At 50.9% G+C, this 14542-nt stretch carries 16 protein-coding genes; 6 read left to right on the top strand and 10 right to left on the bottom strand.

The features are described from left to right. Window positions 1-31: 31 nt before the first annotated feature. The 4 genes from rpsO to DESTI_RS20145 form a co-directional block, all read right to left on the bottom strand. A complete protein-coding gene (rpsO, locus tag DESTI_RS20160) occupies window positions 32-301 on the bottom strand; it encodes a 30S ribosomal protein S15 (RefSeq protein ID WP_014811829.1) in 270 nt (89 codons plus the stop codon). A 179-nt stretch (window positions 302-480) separates the two neighbouring features. Continuing rightward, window positions 481-780: a DUF6955 family protein gene (locus tag DESTI_RS20155; protein WP_014811828.1), complete on the bottom strand. Its 300-nt coding sequence runs from the start codon at window positions 778-780 to the stop codon at window positions 481-483. 12 nt (window positions 781-792) lie between these two features. Continuing rightward, on the bottom strand, window positions 793-2046 hold the full coding sequence (gene sat / locus DESTI_RS20150; protein ID WP_014811827.1) for a sulfate adenylyltransferase: 1254 nt from the start codon (window positions 2044-2046) through the stop codon (window positions 793-795). A 607-nt stretch (window positions 2047-2653) separates the two neighbouring features. Further along, window positions 2654-3046: a hypothetical protein gene (locus DESTI_RS20145; protein WP_014811826.1), complete on the bottom strand. Its 393-nt coding sequence runs from the start codon at window positions 3044-3046 to the stop codon at window positions 2654-2656. Between the two features lie 125 nt (window positions 3047-3171). On the opposite strand from DESTI_RS20145, the gene DESTI_RS20140 reads away from it, so the two are divergent. From DESTI_RS20140 to DESTI_RS20125, 4 genes are all read left to right on the top strand, one after another. Next, the gene (locus DESTI_RS20140) at window positions 3172-4239 is read left to right on the top strand and encodes a patatin-like phospholipase family protein (RefSeq protein WP_041286352.1); all 1068 of its coding nucleotides are present in this window, start codon (window positions 3172-3174) and stop codon (window positions 4237-4239) included. 9 nt (window positions 4240-4248) lie between these two features. After that, window positions 4249-4878, top strand: a complete 630-nt coding sequence (locus DESTI_RS29175) for a deoxycytidylate deaminase (RefSeq protein WP_014811824.1) — start codon at window positions 4249-4251, stop codon at window positions 4876-4878. A 78-nt stretch (window positions 4879-4956) separates the two neighbouring features. Further along, entirely contained in the window at window positions 4957-5562 is a 606-nt protein-coding gene (locus tag DESTI_RS20130) for a hypothetical protein (RefSeq protein WP_014811823.1), read from the top strand. Between the two features lie 611 nt (window positions 5563-6173). Continuing rightward, window positions 6174-7127: a hypothetical protein gene (locus tag DESTI_RS20125; protein WP_157212226.1), complete on the top strand. Its 954-nt coding sequence runs from the start codon at window positions 6174-6176 to the stop codon at window positions 7125-7127. Window positions 7128-7284: 157 nt separating this feature from the next. Here the strand turns inward: DESTI_RS20125 and DESTI_RS20120 are convergent, their stop codons facing one another. Further along, window positions 7285-8214, bottom strand: a complete 930-nt coding sequence (locus DESTI_RS20120; RefSeq protein WP_014811820.1) for a ketopantoate reductase family protein — start codon at window positions 8212-8214, stop codon at window positions 7285-7287. A 128-nt stretch (window positions 8215-8342) separates the two neighbouring features. Further along, window positions 8343-9185 carry a 3-methyl-2-oxobutanoate hydroxymethyltransferase gene (gene panB, locus DESTI_RS20115; RefSeq protein ID WP_014811819.1) on the bottom strand — a complete coding sequence of 281 codons (843 nt, stop codon included), beginning with the start codon at window positions 9183-9185 and terminating at the stop codon, window positions 8343-8345. A gap of 271 nt (window positions 9186-9456) precedes the next feature. Here panB and DESTI_RS20110 point away from each other — a divergent pair, with 271 nt between their 5' ends. Next, window positions 9457-9714 (top strand): hypothetical protein, encoded by a 258-nt coding sequence (locus DESTI_RS20110; RefSeq protein WP_014811818.1) that lies wholly within the window; start codon window positions 9457-9459, stop codon window positions 9712-9714. A 73-nt stretch (window positions 9715-9787) separates the two neighbouring features. Here DESTI_RS20110 and DESTI_RS20105 read toward each other — a convergent pair whose 3' ends face one another. Further along, entirely contained in the window at window positions 9788-9970 is a 183-nt protein-coding gene (locus DESTI_RS20105) for a Rho termination factor N-terminal domain-containing protein (protein ID WP_014811817.1), read from the bottom strand. A gap of 261 nt (window positions 9971-10231) precedes the next feature. Here DESTI_RS20105 and DESTI_RS20100 point away from each other — a divergent pair, with 261 nt between their 5' ends. Then, a complete protein-coding gene (locus DESTI_RS20100; RefSeq protein WP_014811816.1) occupies window positions 10232-11239 on the top strand; it encodes a trypsin-like peptidase domain-containing protein in 1008 nt (335 codons plus the stop codon). Window positions 11240-11331: 92 nt separating this feature from the next. On the opposite strand, the gene DESTI_RS20095 is transcribed toward DESTI_RS20100, so the two are convergent. From DESTI_RS20095 to sucD, 3 genes are all read right to left on the bottom strand, one after another. Then, entirely contained in the window at window positions 11332-11733 is a 402-nt protein-coding gene (locus DESTI_RS20095; protein WP_014811815.1) for a cobalamin B12-binding domain-containing protein, read from the bottom strand. Window positions 11734-11810: 77 nt separating this feature from the next. After that, on the bottom strand, window positions 11811-13355 hold the full coding sequence (locus tag DESTI_RS20090) for an acyl-CoA carboxylase subunit beta (protein WP_041287372.1): 1545 nt from the start codon (window positions 13353-13355) through the stop codon (window positions 11811-11813). A 299-nt stretch (window positions 13356-13654) separates the two neighbouring features. Continuing rightward, window positions 13655-14524 carry a succinate--CoA ligase subunit alpha gene (sucD, locus tag DESTI_RS20085; RefSeq protein ID WP_014811813.1) on the bottom strand — a complete coding sequence of 290 codons (870 nt, stop codon included), beginning with the start codon at window positions 14522-14524 and terminating at the stop codon, window positions 13655-13657. Window positions 14525-14542 lie beyond the last annotated feature (18 nt).

The following is a 14542-nucleotide window of genomic DNA, read 5'->3' as shown; positions in this document are numbered from 1 at the left end:
CTTACAGGGTTTCAACCGACCCACATGAGCGTTATTTTCTGATCCCGAGTTCGCCGATTATGGTCTTATAACGATCGACGCTTTTGGCTTTCAAGTAATCCAAAAGCCGCCGCCGCTGTCCCACCAATTTCAGAAGGCCTCTGCGGGAGTGAAAATCTTTCTTGTGAATCTTAAAATGTTCCGTGAGGTAACTGATTCTCTCACTCAGCAGGGCTATCTGAACTTCCGGAGAACCCGTATCGCTCTCATGGAGCCGATGTTTTTCTATGATATTTTTCTTTGTTTCAGTGAGAAATGCCACTCTCCTCTTCCTCCTGAAGGGCACTGAGATATCTTCTGCATAATCTGTTATTACTATCACACGGCGTTTTCGATGTAAAGCTATGTGAAGCGTATTTGTTACTTTTGTCCGGTACGGACTCAGTATGCAAAAAAAAGAGGGCTCTGAAGCCCTCTTTTTCGGTTTCACGAAGGTGGAAATTAATACGCAGCCAAGAAATCACCCATGATGTTGACCGACTCTTTTTCAACGATCTTGTCGAAAATTTTATCTTTCACATCTTTGGGCAGCAACTCGATGCTCTTGGTGGTTGCGCTATCAAACTTAGCAGTCGGAAACACTTTCAGGATCTTGTCCTTTTCAGTGTCGTTTGCGTATACGCGCAGAACTTTGAGGCCGGCCAGCATTTCCTCGCACATATCCGCAAGTCCGGCTTTCTGCAATTTTGAGTAGCGATCTTCATTAATCCAAATATTGATCGGATATTTTTCTTCTGCCATGATATTACCTCCTTACATAGGCGGGATCTCAAAAACAGGAATTCTCTTCTCGAGATATTCGTCAGTTACGAAAGGTGACCCAAAACCGTACTTGTCGGCGCATTCCATGACCAGATCGAAGACTTCGGGGCGGAAAATCAGGCGGGGAGGCTTCACGCCATCCTGCACGATGCTGCGGATAACCGTTCCACTGAACTTCTGCCATTCTTTCTTGTGGTCACAAAGCCCCTCAGAGGTAATTTCACCGCAATGAGGGCAATACAGCCAGTTCATAGAATAGACCGGAACGATGCTCAGTTCTTTTTGAACGGTTGCGAGCAGGTGGTGAGCATCGTAAGCGCCGTAGTAGGTACCAACGCCGGCATGATCCCTGCCGTACATATGGTGGCTCAGGCCCAGGTTGGTCCTGAGTGCCGCATGGAAAATGGCTTCCTTGGGGCCTGCATAGCGCATATCCCAGAAGGTGAGAGAGGTCAGATGGTTGTGGTCACCAAAATAACCTGACTTCCTCAGCTCGTCCTGGGTGAGAATAATTGCTTCGTCAATATAGTCGCCTTTTCGCTTGGCACCGATAATGGCATTGACAAGCACGCCTACGAGAGGCTTTTCGATGGGAAGTTCAGCATAGGCCTGGAACCATGCGCCTTTCATGAGCCATTCATGGCCGGTGTGGGGCACGTTTCTGGTTTGGTGGGCGACAACTCTTTCCCAGCCTTTTTCCTTGAATCTCTTCCGCATTTCCAGAGGCGGAATGAAATAAGGATCATAGGGCGCATTAATTTTCGGTCTGTTCACCAGAGTCAGCTTGCCGCCGACAAACTTGTCCTTGTACTCATATGTACGTGCGCAACCAGGGTGTTTTGCTTCGTCAGTTCCGTAAACACTCTGGCACATTGCTTTCTTGTCGTAATCGAACACTTCTTCGACTTCGAAAATCGCCATCGGATTGCCGCCGAAGGTCAGGAGCACTGATTTCCCTGCTGCCACACCATATTTCTCGACTTCTTCGGCACTCAGGTCGAACAGAATCGGAATGCTCCATACTGCACCGTTGGCCAGTCGCATGTTCTTAACTACGCTGTCCACATCGGCTTTGCCCATGAAACCTTCCAGGGGGCTAAAAAAACCGTAAGTAATTCCGATGACCTCATTGGCGAGCTGGCTACGGATGGGAATTTGAGCAAGACCCTGGATCTTGCTTGCAGCCTCTTTAGGCTCCATAATCCGCTCGACGATTTCTTTTCCACCGTGTCCTATTTCGGCCATGTGTTTTCTTCTCCTTTCCCTAAAGTCCTACTGACTTCATCTATTTCTTCGAGAGACACTAGCCGCGTGAGCCTGGAAGGGCTTGCGGCTACGACAAATAAACCAAACCAGCAACATGCGTCCGCTTCCGGTATGAACGCGTGTTTTTTCGGGGTTGTTTACGGCACCTAACAACTATTTCAGGCAGCAGCACCACCCCACGACGCGGTTCCTCCGCATGTTTCCTCGAAAGGATCCCGCTTATCATTAAGCCGCTGTGTTCCTTACGTTTTTGGTTTGAGGTTACCCGTCTGTACGGCACAAATGCAACCCTTGAAAAGGCTTCTATAGTGATGAAATTCCTATAACTTGTCAAGAATAAAAACCAACCCGGGGGAGCCTCCGGTTATTCCTGAAAGCCCATTAGTCCCCGTCTGCAATTGCAAAGACACTACTCCGCTCGTGTCAGAAGTCGACCGACTCTCCGTTCGTTTGTCACCGGCGATCGCGATAGTTAATAAGAAGTAGCATTGAGCTCATCTATACCGATTCATTTATATGCCAAATTCATAAAAAGGTCTAACAATTTGCGTTAGCTCAGTCCAAAAAAGAAGATCGCTGCGCTTATCTAGATTTTCCTTGAACGATTGAGACCTTGCACGAGCACGCCTTCCAAATACTTCAGCATTTCCTCCAATACGGACTCAGAATGGTCAGTATGCGAGGCATTGCGTTCCGAGAGATCGTTCAACACCGATTGAGCCCAATTCTGCAGAGGCTTTACTATTGTCGAGTCGTGTAAAGGCATGATTTTCGATAAATCAAAAGCGATTCGATCTCTGGGCGCAATATATTGTACAAGCGCCTCCATTTCCCGAGGCCATAACGCAGGATCCGGCTCTCGCATGAATATTTGCAGGTGCGCATCCTCCAGTGTGTCCAACAATTCCTGGGGTATGGATTGCTCACCCAGAAGGAGAACCCTGCTCGGGATCAGCGGCTTGTCAGGTTTGTCCACCACGTGCGACTCTTTTCTTTCAACTCGAGATGCACAAATATTTACCCGATACAGGTGAAAAATCAAACGAGAAAAAGCAACTCCGGATTATTGAACTCGCCTGGAAGGGTACTGTATTGTTGACAGCTATGAAAAAGTACATCGAATTCAAAGCCGGTTCGGAAATTCTGACCCGACTGAGGGATGAGGGGCTGGATTCCAGACTGATCAGCGTCTTCACCGGCCCGGCGGGGGGACCGAAATGGTTTGTATCGGTCGGGTTCGATACAATGCTCATGAAGACCGATTTTCTGTGCCATGGAAACGGTCGGGTGCTCCTGGCCGGGTCGTCCGCAGGGGCATGGAGATGTCTGGCCATGGCCTGCAAAGACCCACTGCTTGCTTACGAGAATCTGAGGATCGCTTACTCCCGCAATATTTTTACTGCGGAAGACACACCGGTTACAGTTTCCGAGGCCCTCGCCCGGAACGTTGAGTCCTTCCTTTCCGATGACAATGTTGACCACATTCTCAATCATCCCCATTATGATCTTGCGGTCCATGCCGTACGAGCACTGGGATTGACCGCATCGGAAAACAAGAGACTGCAGGGCGGCGCAATTCTTGTTGCAGCGCTCGCGAATGCTTTTACACCGAAAAATATGCGCTTGTTTTTTGAGCGCGTTGTCTTTGTGTCGGGTCCGGAACTCCCGGATTTCGTGCACGCATTCAAAGGCCGGGCGATTCGGATGAATGAAGAAAATGTCCGGAAAGCCGCGCTTGCCACCGGATCGCTCCCGTATATAGTAAAAGGAGTTACCGACATCGCGGGTGCACCTCCGGGAATTTACCGTGATGGAGGCATCACGGATTATCAGCTCAATCAGGATTATTGTCCCCGTGACGGCTCGATAACGCTGTTCTTTCACTACCAGGAACGGATAGTGCCCGGATGGTTCGACAAATTGCTCACCTGGCGCGTGCCGCAATCCGGAATTCTCGATCGGGTCCTGCAGGTTTTTCCCGGTCCGGATTTTCTCAAGCGGCTTCCCGATGGCCGATTACCGGACCGTGAGGATTTCCGCATATTTGTGAACGATCCCAAGGAGAGAATCAGGCGCTGGGACAAAGTGTCGGAATTGAGCGAAATACTCGGGCAGGAATTCGGTGAAGCGGTAACGTCCGGTAACATTCGCCACCTCGTTCGGCCTCTATAAGGATAGAATATGAATAGACCGTCATGGCAAGAATACTTCATGATGCTCGCAAAACTTGTGAGCGTCCGGTCCACATGCAATTCTCGCAAAATCGGAGCAATCATTGTCCGCAACAACCGTATTCTGGCGACCGGATACAATGGCGCAGTTCACGGCGCACCTCATTGCACGGACAAGGGGCCTGATTTTTGTTTACGCCGCGCAATCGGAGCCCACGATGCAGACAAATACAATTATTGCATATCGAGCCATGCGGAAGTAAACGCGATCGATCAGGCTGCACGGTTCGGCATTCCGCTGGACGGCTCGAGTCTCTACTGCACGCTGGAACCGTGCAACTGGTGCTTCAAACAGCTTATTCAGGCGGGCATCAAGGATATTTACTTCGAAGAGTATTACGACTCCAAGAATAAAGATTTCGATATGTACTGGCGGAGCATCATGCAAAACCACGAAGGCATCCATACGTTCCAGAAAATCGAAGTCGGTCGCGAAGCCCTGGATATGGTCATTAACGTGCTCTCCGGGACAAAGACTTCCGCCCGGAGAATGGTCGCGACATCTCCCGATGATTCCTCCGACATGAATGTGGAAGAACTGATTCGCATGCTCGAGCCGGAAGGCAAGGCTCAAGGATGATTTTTCAACGGGAACGGAATTCATGTAATCTCCCTGCCCTACCTTGATTAAAATGAAAACTCCCAAGAAGAGGTGTGTATGAAAATTCTGGGTGTGGAAAAATTCTCGGCTGCAGACCTGGTGGAGCGACTGCGACAGGTCACGATGCTCAAAGCTCCCGAGGTTAAGATTTATGAAAAAGCTTTCATTTCTCTGGAGACCATCGCGGTGGAACAACTCTCACCGCCTCAGAATTACATCCTGCGCGGAGAGCTCAAAAAGGTGCGGGAATTGAAGTGGGCACTGGAAGAGCACGGAATAGACATTTTCAAACTAAACGGATTCGTGCGGCTCCTGATTGACGGCTCTCCGGAACCCGTGGATCTGCTTCCTCCAGTGGTGGAAGAATCCATCGAACGCGACGGATCGGTTCATCTCATCGTGAATGACGGAATGCATAGAGTTTACATGGCATTGCGTGAATGGGTCGTTCCTCAGGTGATCTTTGTCAGAGGCATTCCCAAAAACTTGCCGTACTATGCGTTTCCCGTGCCCGGTAAGTGGAATTCCGTCGAGGAACGCGACGATTTGCCTGAAGGTTTTCTCAAAAAATGGCACAGGATCGAGAATTATCACGCGTTGTACAGAAATTTTAACTCCGCGTTCACAAATGTAGGCGGGCCACGTCAGTTCTTCTCTTCCTAAAAATCAGAAGTAATTGCCCGTGATCTCGTAACATAGCGCGTCTTTTTTGAATCCAACCGGCACTTTTGACATTGGCCGGAACCCTTCTTCCTCAAAGAGCCGGGTTCCGGTCAATGATACGTTCCGTAACAGTGCCGTAGAAAACCTTTCCCTGTTAGCCCTCAGCTCTATGTAGTCAGAGCCGAAAATTTCGTTGTTTATCCGGCGTGTGGAATTACAGGATATTGGTAGGGACCGGCGTCCCTGCCGGTCCATTTTAGCGATATCATTGATCATATTGAAGAGTGCCGGCACGGAGGCACGGCACCTACTGGTACCCCTGTCCTCAATCGGACATTAGTTTGGCAATTCCGATAATATGTTTCCCGTCTTCACATCGCGTTTTTTTGGGGCCAGATGCGGCGTATGATAAGCGCATCGCGAGCATTTATTCATCTTATACTTTAAGAAATCACGATAACATTCTGATTTCTTGTTGACAATTGCGAACAGTAGTGCTATTGCCCCCTTCAGTTAACGGGAAGGAGGGAATTATGACACCCACCCGTCAGAATCCCAGAGATCAAGGTTGCTCCTCTCCCAGGGGAACAGTTTCGAAAGGAGATACAAGAATGGGAAGAATTTGCTCGATTGCGACGGCCATCCTTTTATTGACGGCCTCGTGGGTTTGCGCCGGGAATTTTGAGTTGTTGGCCGACGCAGGCGTTGTCCGGCCACCGACTCCGCTTTATGCAGCTCCCGGAACCGTTGTGAAAGCCGAGTTCAAGTCTAACATCCGGACGGTATCCGACACGGAATTGGAGTCCGACAGTCTTCTTCCCGAACCTGTATCGGGAAAAGAGGGTGTGAAAGCCAAACCTGCAATAGCGTACAAAGAGCGCTCCAGAGGAATGGCTCCTCCTCCGCAGACTGCTCCCAAGAGCGAGGACACGTTTGGTGCAACAGCCCAGACACGTGAAGAGATCAACGATCTTGAAGCAGATCTTGAGAAAGACCTGGTGCTCTCGCCTCCTCCCCCGAAAACAGAGGAAAAAGCCGAGTCCACTACGAAAGTTATAGAGAAGAAACCAGCGGAAAAAGCAGCCGTAACGGAGAAGAAACCCGAGAAGAAAGCAGCCGCACAGGTCCGAAAGATCAACCCGGACCGTGCCCCGCAGTACACCGCGCAGAATAAGCCGATTCAAAAAGTGAAGCCTGCTTCTATCCAGAATCCCTGGCACGTGGCGGCAGGATCGCATGTTCAGCGTCCGGTCGCATCGGCACCTGCCGGTCGTATGTGCAATGTCTCGGAATGCCCGGTTCCCAATTCTCAGGTAGCATACCGGCAGTACCGAGAACCGAATTCGCCTTCTCCTGCATTCATGACTTCAGATCCCAGGAGAGTCCCGGTGCCGCCCGGCTCCGATCGATTCGTGAGAGACGGTGTGACCATTAAACTGGCGCCTGCGGCTGCACCTGCCAATGCGCTCCCTTATCCTGAAGAAGAGTCCGCGGGCTCGGATCTGATCTCCGCTGCAGCGGAAATCATCGGTATGCCTTTTGCCTTTATCAGCTCTTTTTTCTAGTGCCCCAAAGAAGTAAACCCGGTAGGGGCATCCCTTGTGGGTGCCCGGTAGTGACCGGCCTCCGTGCCGGTCATTCCGGATGGGCAGGCATCCCGCGTGTTCGCTGGACCCCTACCGTGGCTCTGCCCCCAATGCCAAGACCACTATTCATACGTGTCTATCCCACCCTTTTATCCCTTGTGGCTTCCAGCGATTTTATGAGCAGAGCAAGTGTTTTATTGACGGGAGCCGAAATTCCAAGGGTCTCGGCTTCTTCTGCGAGGGCATTGTTGATGAAATCGATTTCGGTTCTTCTGCCTGCCAGAACGTCCTGAAACATGGAATTGAGATTTCCCGCGGTTCCTTCACACACTGCTATTACGCGCTCTTCCGGATCGTCAAAAATCAGTTTGATACCCTTTGCATTCACAATGCGGAGGCATTCTTCCACTATTTCGTGAATAAGCCGCTTGCCGTGTTCATTTGAGGGAAGATCGCCGTTCCGCAGCCGCAGCAGCGTTGCAGGCGCATTTATCGCCGCGTTGATAATCAGTTTGGACCATACGCACCCCATGGCATTATCCACGAGATGAACCGGACCGGCCTTCATTTTTTCCAGGGCTTCGGCAACTGCACGGGTGCGTTCCAGGATTTTGCCGTCCGCCTCACCCAGGTGCGTTTGTCCGAAACCGGTATGCTTAAAATGGCCGGGTTCAACGGCCATTGCTCCTATGGTGGTCGTACCGAGGAGGACTCGTCCCGGAAAAGCAGCGTTCAGAGTCTCAAAATTACCGATACCGTTTTGAAGCGTCAGCACCAGACCGTCCGGTGCAAGGGCTTCTCGCACTGCTCCGATAGCGGCGCTCGTGTCGTATGATTTCACCACCACCATGACAAGATCTGCGCCGTCGGTATCCGATGCATCAGCCACAATTCTGGGGTGGATGGTTCTGTCTCCGGATACGCCATCTAGGCGGTAACCGTTATTCGAGACGAGATTTACCTCGTCCTTGTTTCGCTCGATGAGAACCGTATCCAGACCTGCCTCAATGAGCAGTCCGCCGAGCACAGATCCCAATGCGCCTGCTCCTATTATCGCTATCCGCATCACGAGCCTTTCGTTTCCTTGTTGCGCTTAAACCGCCAAGAGTTCGGGAACCTTTTCTGCACGAGAAGGTTCCCGGTTATGCGGTTTGCATGCGAAACTACGGGGTTATTACTCAAATGGCGTTGCTGCTATGAGTATAATTTCTTCAATTCCGCTGCAACGTCTTCCGGCATGGGGTAGCAGTGCTCTTTTGCCGGAAATCGTTTCGCTGTGACATCTTCTTTGAATTCTGCGAGAGCCTCGAGAATCTGCTGACCGATAAGTCTATATTTCTTCACGAATTTTGCGGTGCCCCGATCGAACATGCCAAGCATGTCATGGATTACAAGTACCTGACCGTCAACATGGGGTCCAGCGCCGATACCGAATACCGGCACCCTAGAGCGCTGGGTGATTATTGCTGCCACTTCCGCAGGAACTGCCTCAAGAAGGAGACTGGACGCTCCGGCTTCCTGAAGAATGTCAGCATCTTCAATAAGCTTCTTGGCAGTTGCCAGATCTCGACCCTGAGCCTTGTATCCTCCCAACTGTGCCACGGATTGCGGAGTTAGCCCCATATGTGCCATCACCGGGATGGTCGCGTCAGCCATGGCTCGAATCGTCTCAGCCACTTCACGTCCGCCTTCGAGCTTCACCGCATCGCACTCGCCTTCCGCCATGAACCTTCCGGCATTGCGAATCGCCTCCGATTTTGAAACCTGATAGCTCATGTACGGCATGTCACCTACAAGGTACGCATCAGGTGCACCCAGTCGAACCGCTTTTACATGAGGCATCATCAAATCCATCGTCACGGGGAGTGTAGAATTGTACCCGTAAACCACCATTCCAATGGAATCGCCAACCAGAATCACGTCTATTCCGGCCTTCTGCTCCAACAGAGCAAAAGGATAATCGTATCCCGTAAGGAATGTCATAGGCTCCTTGCGCGCTTTTTTTTCTCTCAGCGTCTGAATGGTGATCTTTGCCATCATTGCTCCGTTTCCGGATTCCGGGATTGTCCGGGATCCCTGGGTTTAATCAAAACGATGGGACTTTTTTACCCGAAGGATGATCATACCACGTTTTCTTCGCCGGTAGCCACAACACTGCCTTGTGTTCAGGCGAATTCAGGAAAGCATTTGGCGGCTGTTCGAGAATGCGAAGAGATAGGAAAGACTATTAGGCGGATACGATCCGGGATGTTGGGGCTTCGCTGTGGGATTCCATTAGAAACTTCGAAAGAAGGATGCCACTGACCTGGTGCCCCGATCAGTGGCCAAATTCTACGGATGGGGAAATCTTTCAGATCCGGCAGCAATGCTTGCGGCGGATTTGGCGCTTGTAGAGAATGACGGCAGCATCAATGGCAAAATGGACGAGCCATCGAGCGTTCACGGCCTGAACATTTTCTTATTGCTTCCCCTGAATGCAGTCTCGCATCCCTCCCGTGCTGAAATGACGCTGAGGGATTGGCCGGTCATGGGCTGTCGTGTTACTAACGAAGCCCCCGATGCATGAGTTCTCTGTCCGGCTAAAAGCACTGGCGTACAAGCTGACTTCGTAAGTTCTTCAGTTTGGAGAATCTTGTCTCTCAGATCTCCTGGCACTCGTCTCTCCAGAGGCAACCGAATTCTCCGCAGTTGCTAATGCCTTTAAAGCACGGAGAATTTCCCTCCATTTCCTGGATGACTCGAATGAGGCTTTCTTTTCTGATGCGGGTGTAGTTCTTGACACCGACTATTCTGGCCTTGTCTCGAATCTCTTTTAAAGTCATATCTTAACTCCTTTACGTAATATGCTGAATTGAAAAATCAATTCCTCGTGAGGCTTGTAAAGCAGAAATTGTCCGGAAAAGCAAGGAGAAACTGCACCGCGCGACAGGATACGATCGATGAACGCGGTGACTCGCTCCATCGGGAAGTTAGGCTGGCAACGAAAGCGCATTATGAGAATTCAGAAAAAAATCTCTCCGAGAGTGGAAAGAAAGCTTGCTTGTGATACATTGTGAGTCACAAGAGGAGCTGAAATACCATAGATGGACGATTACACCTCCGAAACGTTGCCCGGCAAGGGTACCGATTCCGTGCGAAACCTCGCCACGCGTCTGCACCCGTTCGCGTTGTGGTCTTTGATTCTTGCGCTGCTCGGAATCCCTTTGATGGGGCTCATCACGGGCGTGATTGCAGTGATTTTGGCGGGAATAGCCATTACTCAGATTGCAGCCAACCCATATTTGCATGGGCGAAAGCTAGCCATTGCCGGATTGGCCATCGGATTGGCGGACGTGGTGCTGTGGGTGTTTCTTCTTGGATTTGCCTTCCCCAGGTCGGTTCACACTGCCTACAAGTCTGTCGAGCAGTTCACGTTTCCATCGGCCAATTTCCTGGAACGGGCTCCAGAAAGTATTCGCAGGGCCATGGAATTGAACGTGTTCTTCGTTGTGGAGCGTAGAGGATGGCCTGCATTTCTCCACAATGAATCTCTTACCGGTTCAGGTATTATTCTGGGGCAAAATGAAGGCGAATACGTGATTCTCACGAATCGCCACGTGGTAGACCCTGCTTTTAACGGAGATCAAACATCCAAGCTGGATCAGCGGGCATTTATTACCATTTACTTTCACGACGGCACGAACAAAAAAGGGTACGTGTGGTGGACTGCGCCGGAAGGTCTGGATCTCGCGCTGGTTGCAACCGGCCCGAATCCTCACGGAATTCCCTTCCCGGAACTCCAGAGTACACCTGATTTCGAAATCGGGGATAGAGTCTTTACCGTCGGGAATCCGCACGAATTGAGCTGGAGTTATGCAGAAGGAGCAATCTCGGGCATACGGGAGTCTTCCAAGGGATCGATTCAGCTCAAAATCATACAGACCCAGACACCGATTAACCAGGGAAATTCCGGCGGAGGCCTCTACCTCGAGGATGGCACACTCATAGGAATCGTGAGCTGGACAAAAGACAAATCCCAGGCTGAAGGGATTAGCTTTGCAATTACCTATGAGGATTTTCTCGCGGTGTACAATCGAGAGAAGGCGGAATGAGTCATACCAATTTGTTTTCAAAGTTAGACAAAAATCCCCTCTAACCCCCCTTTATAAAGGGGGGAAGGGGGGATTTTGAATGCAAATCGGGATCAAATGGCTTTTTTCAGGTGGGTCTCGATGTATTTGACAATATAATCCGTACGCGTGCCGGGACCGAAGATTTCCTCAATCCCTGCATCTTTGAGCTCTCCGATATCCTCTTCGGGAACAATGCCTCCACCGAGAATAAGCACGTCATTGACCCCGTTTTGCTTGAAGATTTCTGCTACTTTCGGGAACAAGTAATCATGAGCTCCGGAAAGCGAGCTGAGACACAAGACGTCCGCATCTTCTTGAATGCAGGTCTGATAAATAGCTTCCGGAGTCTGTCGTAATCCGGTGTAAATGACCTCCATGCCTGCATCACGCAATGCTCGTGCTACAACTTTGGCTCCGCGGTCGTGCCCGTCGAGCCCGGGTTTGGCAACAACTACCCTGATGCGTTTTTCCATTCGTCAGTCCTCTTTTCCCCAGAGTTCTCCATCCGGTCAAATCTCGCTCCGGTGCGGGAATGATATCAGGTCATCTACTAGAGAGGAATATTTCCATGTTTCCTCTTCGGCTTCTCTTCCGTTTTTCCTTCCAATTGAGCAAACGCTTTGATCAACACCGAGCGGGTTTCCCGCGGAAAAATGACTCTGTCCACGAATCCCAGTTGAGCTGCTCTGTAAGGACTAGCGAATTTTTCGACGTAGTCCTGTATCAGTTCCGCCCTCCTCGCTGCGGGATCTTCAGCGTCGGAAATCTCTTTTCGGAACAGAATCTGAATAGCTCCTTCAGGTCCCATAACTGCGATTTCCGCTGAAGGATACGCCAGATTGATATCAGCCCTCAAGTGCTTGCTTGACATAACCACATACGCACCGCCATACGCTTTTCGCGTGATGAGGGTTACTTTGGGAACCGTGGCTTCCGCGTAAGCATACAGTATCTTGGCGCCATGCTTGATGATGCCGCCGTGCTCCTGCTGAGTTCCGGGCAAATACCCGGGAACGTCCAGGAGGGTCCAGAGTGGAATATTAAAAGCATCACAGAATCGTACAAATCTGGAGCACTTGACCGATGCTTCCGTATCCAGGCATCCCGCCATCCAATTCGGCTGGTTTGCGACTATACCGATGGTCTTGCCGTTGAGTCTGCCGAAACCCGTAATGAGATTCTTCGCGTAATTCGCATGTACTTCCATAAAATGGCGGTTGTCCAGAACCGGGACAATGATTTTCTTCATGTCGTACGGTCGGCGGGAACTGTCCGGGATAATGGTATCAAGCTCCGGGACCAGCCTGTCCACAGGGTCTTCGGTGTGAACAATCGGTGGAGGGACTCTGTTGCTATCAGGGAGGAATGAAAGCAGTTCCCTTACCTTGGCCAAAGTGTCTTTTTCCGAGGCATAATGGAAGTGGCACACGCCGGAAACTCTTCCGTGAACTTTCGCGCCTCCGAGGCTCTCCGGATCGATCTCCTCGCTGGTGACCTGTTTTATTACCTGAGGACCGGTAATAAACATATAGCTGGTTTTTTCCTTCATAAAGATGAAGTCCGTAACAGCAGGCGAATAGACTGCCCCACCTGCACACGGTCCCATGACGACCGAGATTTGCGGGATTACGCCCGATGCACGGACATTCCGGTAAAAGACTTCGCCGTAGCCCCCAAGGCTTTCCACGCCTTCCTGGATTCGAGCACCGCCTGAATCGTTTATACCGATGAGAGGAAAACCGTTGCGGTACGCGAGATCCATCACCTTGCAGATCTTCTGCGCGTGCATAAAAGAGAGACTGCCACCGAACACGGTGAAATCCTGTGCAAACACATAGACACCCCGGCCGTTTACCTTTCCGAACCCTGTGATTACGCCTTCTCCGGGTATTACGGTTTTGTCCATACCAAAATCGCTGCACCGGTGGACAACGAATTTGTCGATCTCTTCAAAGGAACCATCGTCGAGAAGCTCCAAGACTCGCTCTCGAGCAGTCATCTTGCCGGCTTTATGCTGCTTTTCTATTTTATCTACGCCTCCGGCCATATCGGCCTCGGCAAGCTTTTCCAACAGCTCCTCGAACTTCTGTTCCATCACGGACATGTACATCTCCTCTTTATTTCGATAAGGTCCAAGATCGATTGCGCAGCCTGCGCGGGAAAGCGGGAGTTTGGTACATAAGCGTCAATCTGTCGGCACGCGAGATGCGGACTTTGATTTGACGCGCGGTAAATTTCAGCAAATCCCGGCATGTGTCGCCACTGCAAATCCCGTATGGAAATTCAACGTGAAGCGAGCACTAAAAGATCAGACAGGGTGCGGTAAGGAACGTCGTGCAAAAAATTTTTCACCCATTTCGGCACAGCGCAGGTGAACTGAGCCCCATCACGAACTTAAAGCAACTGCTTAACCGCAGAGCCCACCTGAGTCAGGTTCTCAATAACGGTCACTCCCGCGTCTTGCAATGCCTGGATTTTTCCCTGAGCTGTTCCGGATCCCCCGGATATGATCGCTCCAGCGTGCCCCATCCTTTTGCCTGGAGGAGCCAGTCTTCCGGCAATATAGGCTGCGACCGGTTTGTTGAATTCGTTTTTAATATATTCCGCAGCCTGCTCCTCGGCAGATCCGCCGATTTCTCCTATGAGCACCACGGCCTCAGTTGCAGGGTCTTCCCGGAACATCTTCAGAACGTCCACGAAGCTGAGCCCGACTACCGGATCGCCTCCCAGGCCGAGACACGTGCTCTGCCCGATTCCATTCTTGGTGAGTTGGTCCACAACCTCGTACGTGAGCGTTCCCGATCGTGAGATCACCCCCACCGGTCCTGGCTTGTGAATGTATCCGGGCATGATGCCGACTTTACACGATTCCGGTGGAGAAATGATCCCCGGGGTATTCGGCCCTATGAGAATTCTTCCTTCCTGCCTGAGTGTGTACAATGCGGACGCAGTATCGAGGGGCGGGATGCCTTCCGTAATGCATACGACAACCTGGATCCCTGCATCCACTGCTTCGAGAATCGGGTCTTTGGCCTGGGCTGCGGGAATGAAAATGAGGGAGACATCAGCACCGGTTTCCTTGACGGCGTGCCAAACGGTGTTAAATACCGGAATGCCATCAACTGTGGAACCGCCCTTTCCCGGGGTGACTCCGCCTACCATATTCGTGCCGTATTCCCGGCAGGCAAGCGAATGGAATGTTCCATTTCGCCCGGTAATTCCCTGGCATATGACTCGTGATTCCCTGTTTACGAGAATTGCCATTTCACCTCTCCATAAAAA

This window comes from Desulfomonile tiedjei DSM 6799 (assembly GCF_000266945.1).
Lineage (GTDB): Bacteria > Desulfobacterota > Desulfomonilia > Desulfomonilales > Desulfomonilaceae > Desulfomonile > Desulfomonile tiedjei.
The sequence above is the reverse complement of the archived record's forward strand: the minus strand, read 5'-3'. Positions and strand labels throughout refer to the sequence as shown.

Excerpts from the sequence above, each read along its gene's own strand:
- panB (WP_014811819.1), bottom strand. The coding sequence starts at position 9,185 with ATGGCAAAGATCACCATTCAGACGCTGAGAGAAAAAAAAGCGCGCAAG.
- DESTI_RS20105 (WP_014811817.1), bottom strand. The coding sequence starts at position 9,970 with ATGACTTTAAAAGAGATTCGAGACAAGGCCAGAATAGTCGGTGTCAAG.
- DESTI_RS20130 (WP_014811823.1), top strand. The coding sequence starts at position 4,957 with ATGAAAATTCTGGGTGTGGAAAAATTCTCGGCTGCAGACCTGGTGGAG.
- DESTI_RS20155 (WP_014811828.1), bottom strand. The coding sequence starts at position 780 with ATGGCAGAAGAAAAATATCCGATCAATATTTGGATTAATGAAGATCGC.
- DESTI_RS20100 (WP_014811816.1), top strand. The coding sequence starts at position 10,232 with ATGGACGATTACACCTCCGAAACGTTGCCCGGCAAGGGTACCGATTCC.
- sat (WP_014811827.1), bottom strand. The coding sequence starts at position 2,046 with ATGGCCGAAATAGGACACGGTGGAAAAGAAATCGTCGAGCGGATTATG.
- sucD (WP_014811813.1), bottom strand. The coding sequence starts at position 14,524 with ATGGCAATTCTCGTAAACAGGGAATCACGAGTCATATGCCAGGGAATT.
- DESTI_RS20095 (WP_014811815.1), bottom strand. The coding sequence starts at position 11,733 with ATGGAAAAACGCATCAGGGTAGTTGTTGCCAAACCCGGGCTCGACGGG.
- DESTI_RS20125 (WP_157212226.1), top strand. The coding sequence starts at position 6,174 with ATGGGAAGAATTTGCTCGATTGCGACGGCCATCCTTTTATTGACGGCC.
- DESTI_RS20140 (WP_041286352.1), top strand. The coding sequence starts at position 3,172 with ATGAAAAAGTACATCGAATTCAAAGCCGGTTCGGAAATTCTGACCCGA.
- DESTI_RS20120 (WP_014811820.1), bottom strand. The coding sequence starts at position 8,214 with ATGCGGATAGCGATAATAGGAGCAGGCGCATTGGGATCTGTGCTCGGC.
- DESTI_RS20090 (WP_041287372.1), bottom strand. The coding sequence starts at position 13,355 with ATGGAACAGAAGTTCGAGGAGCTGTTGGAAAAGCTTGCCGAGGCCGAT.
- DESTI_RS29175 (WP_014811824.1), top strand. The coding sequence starts at position 4,249 with ATGAATAGACCGTCATGGCAAGAATACTTCATGATGCTCGCAAAACTT.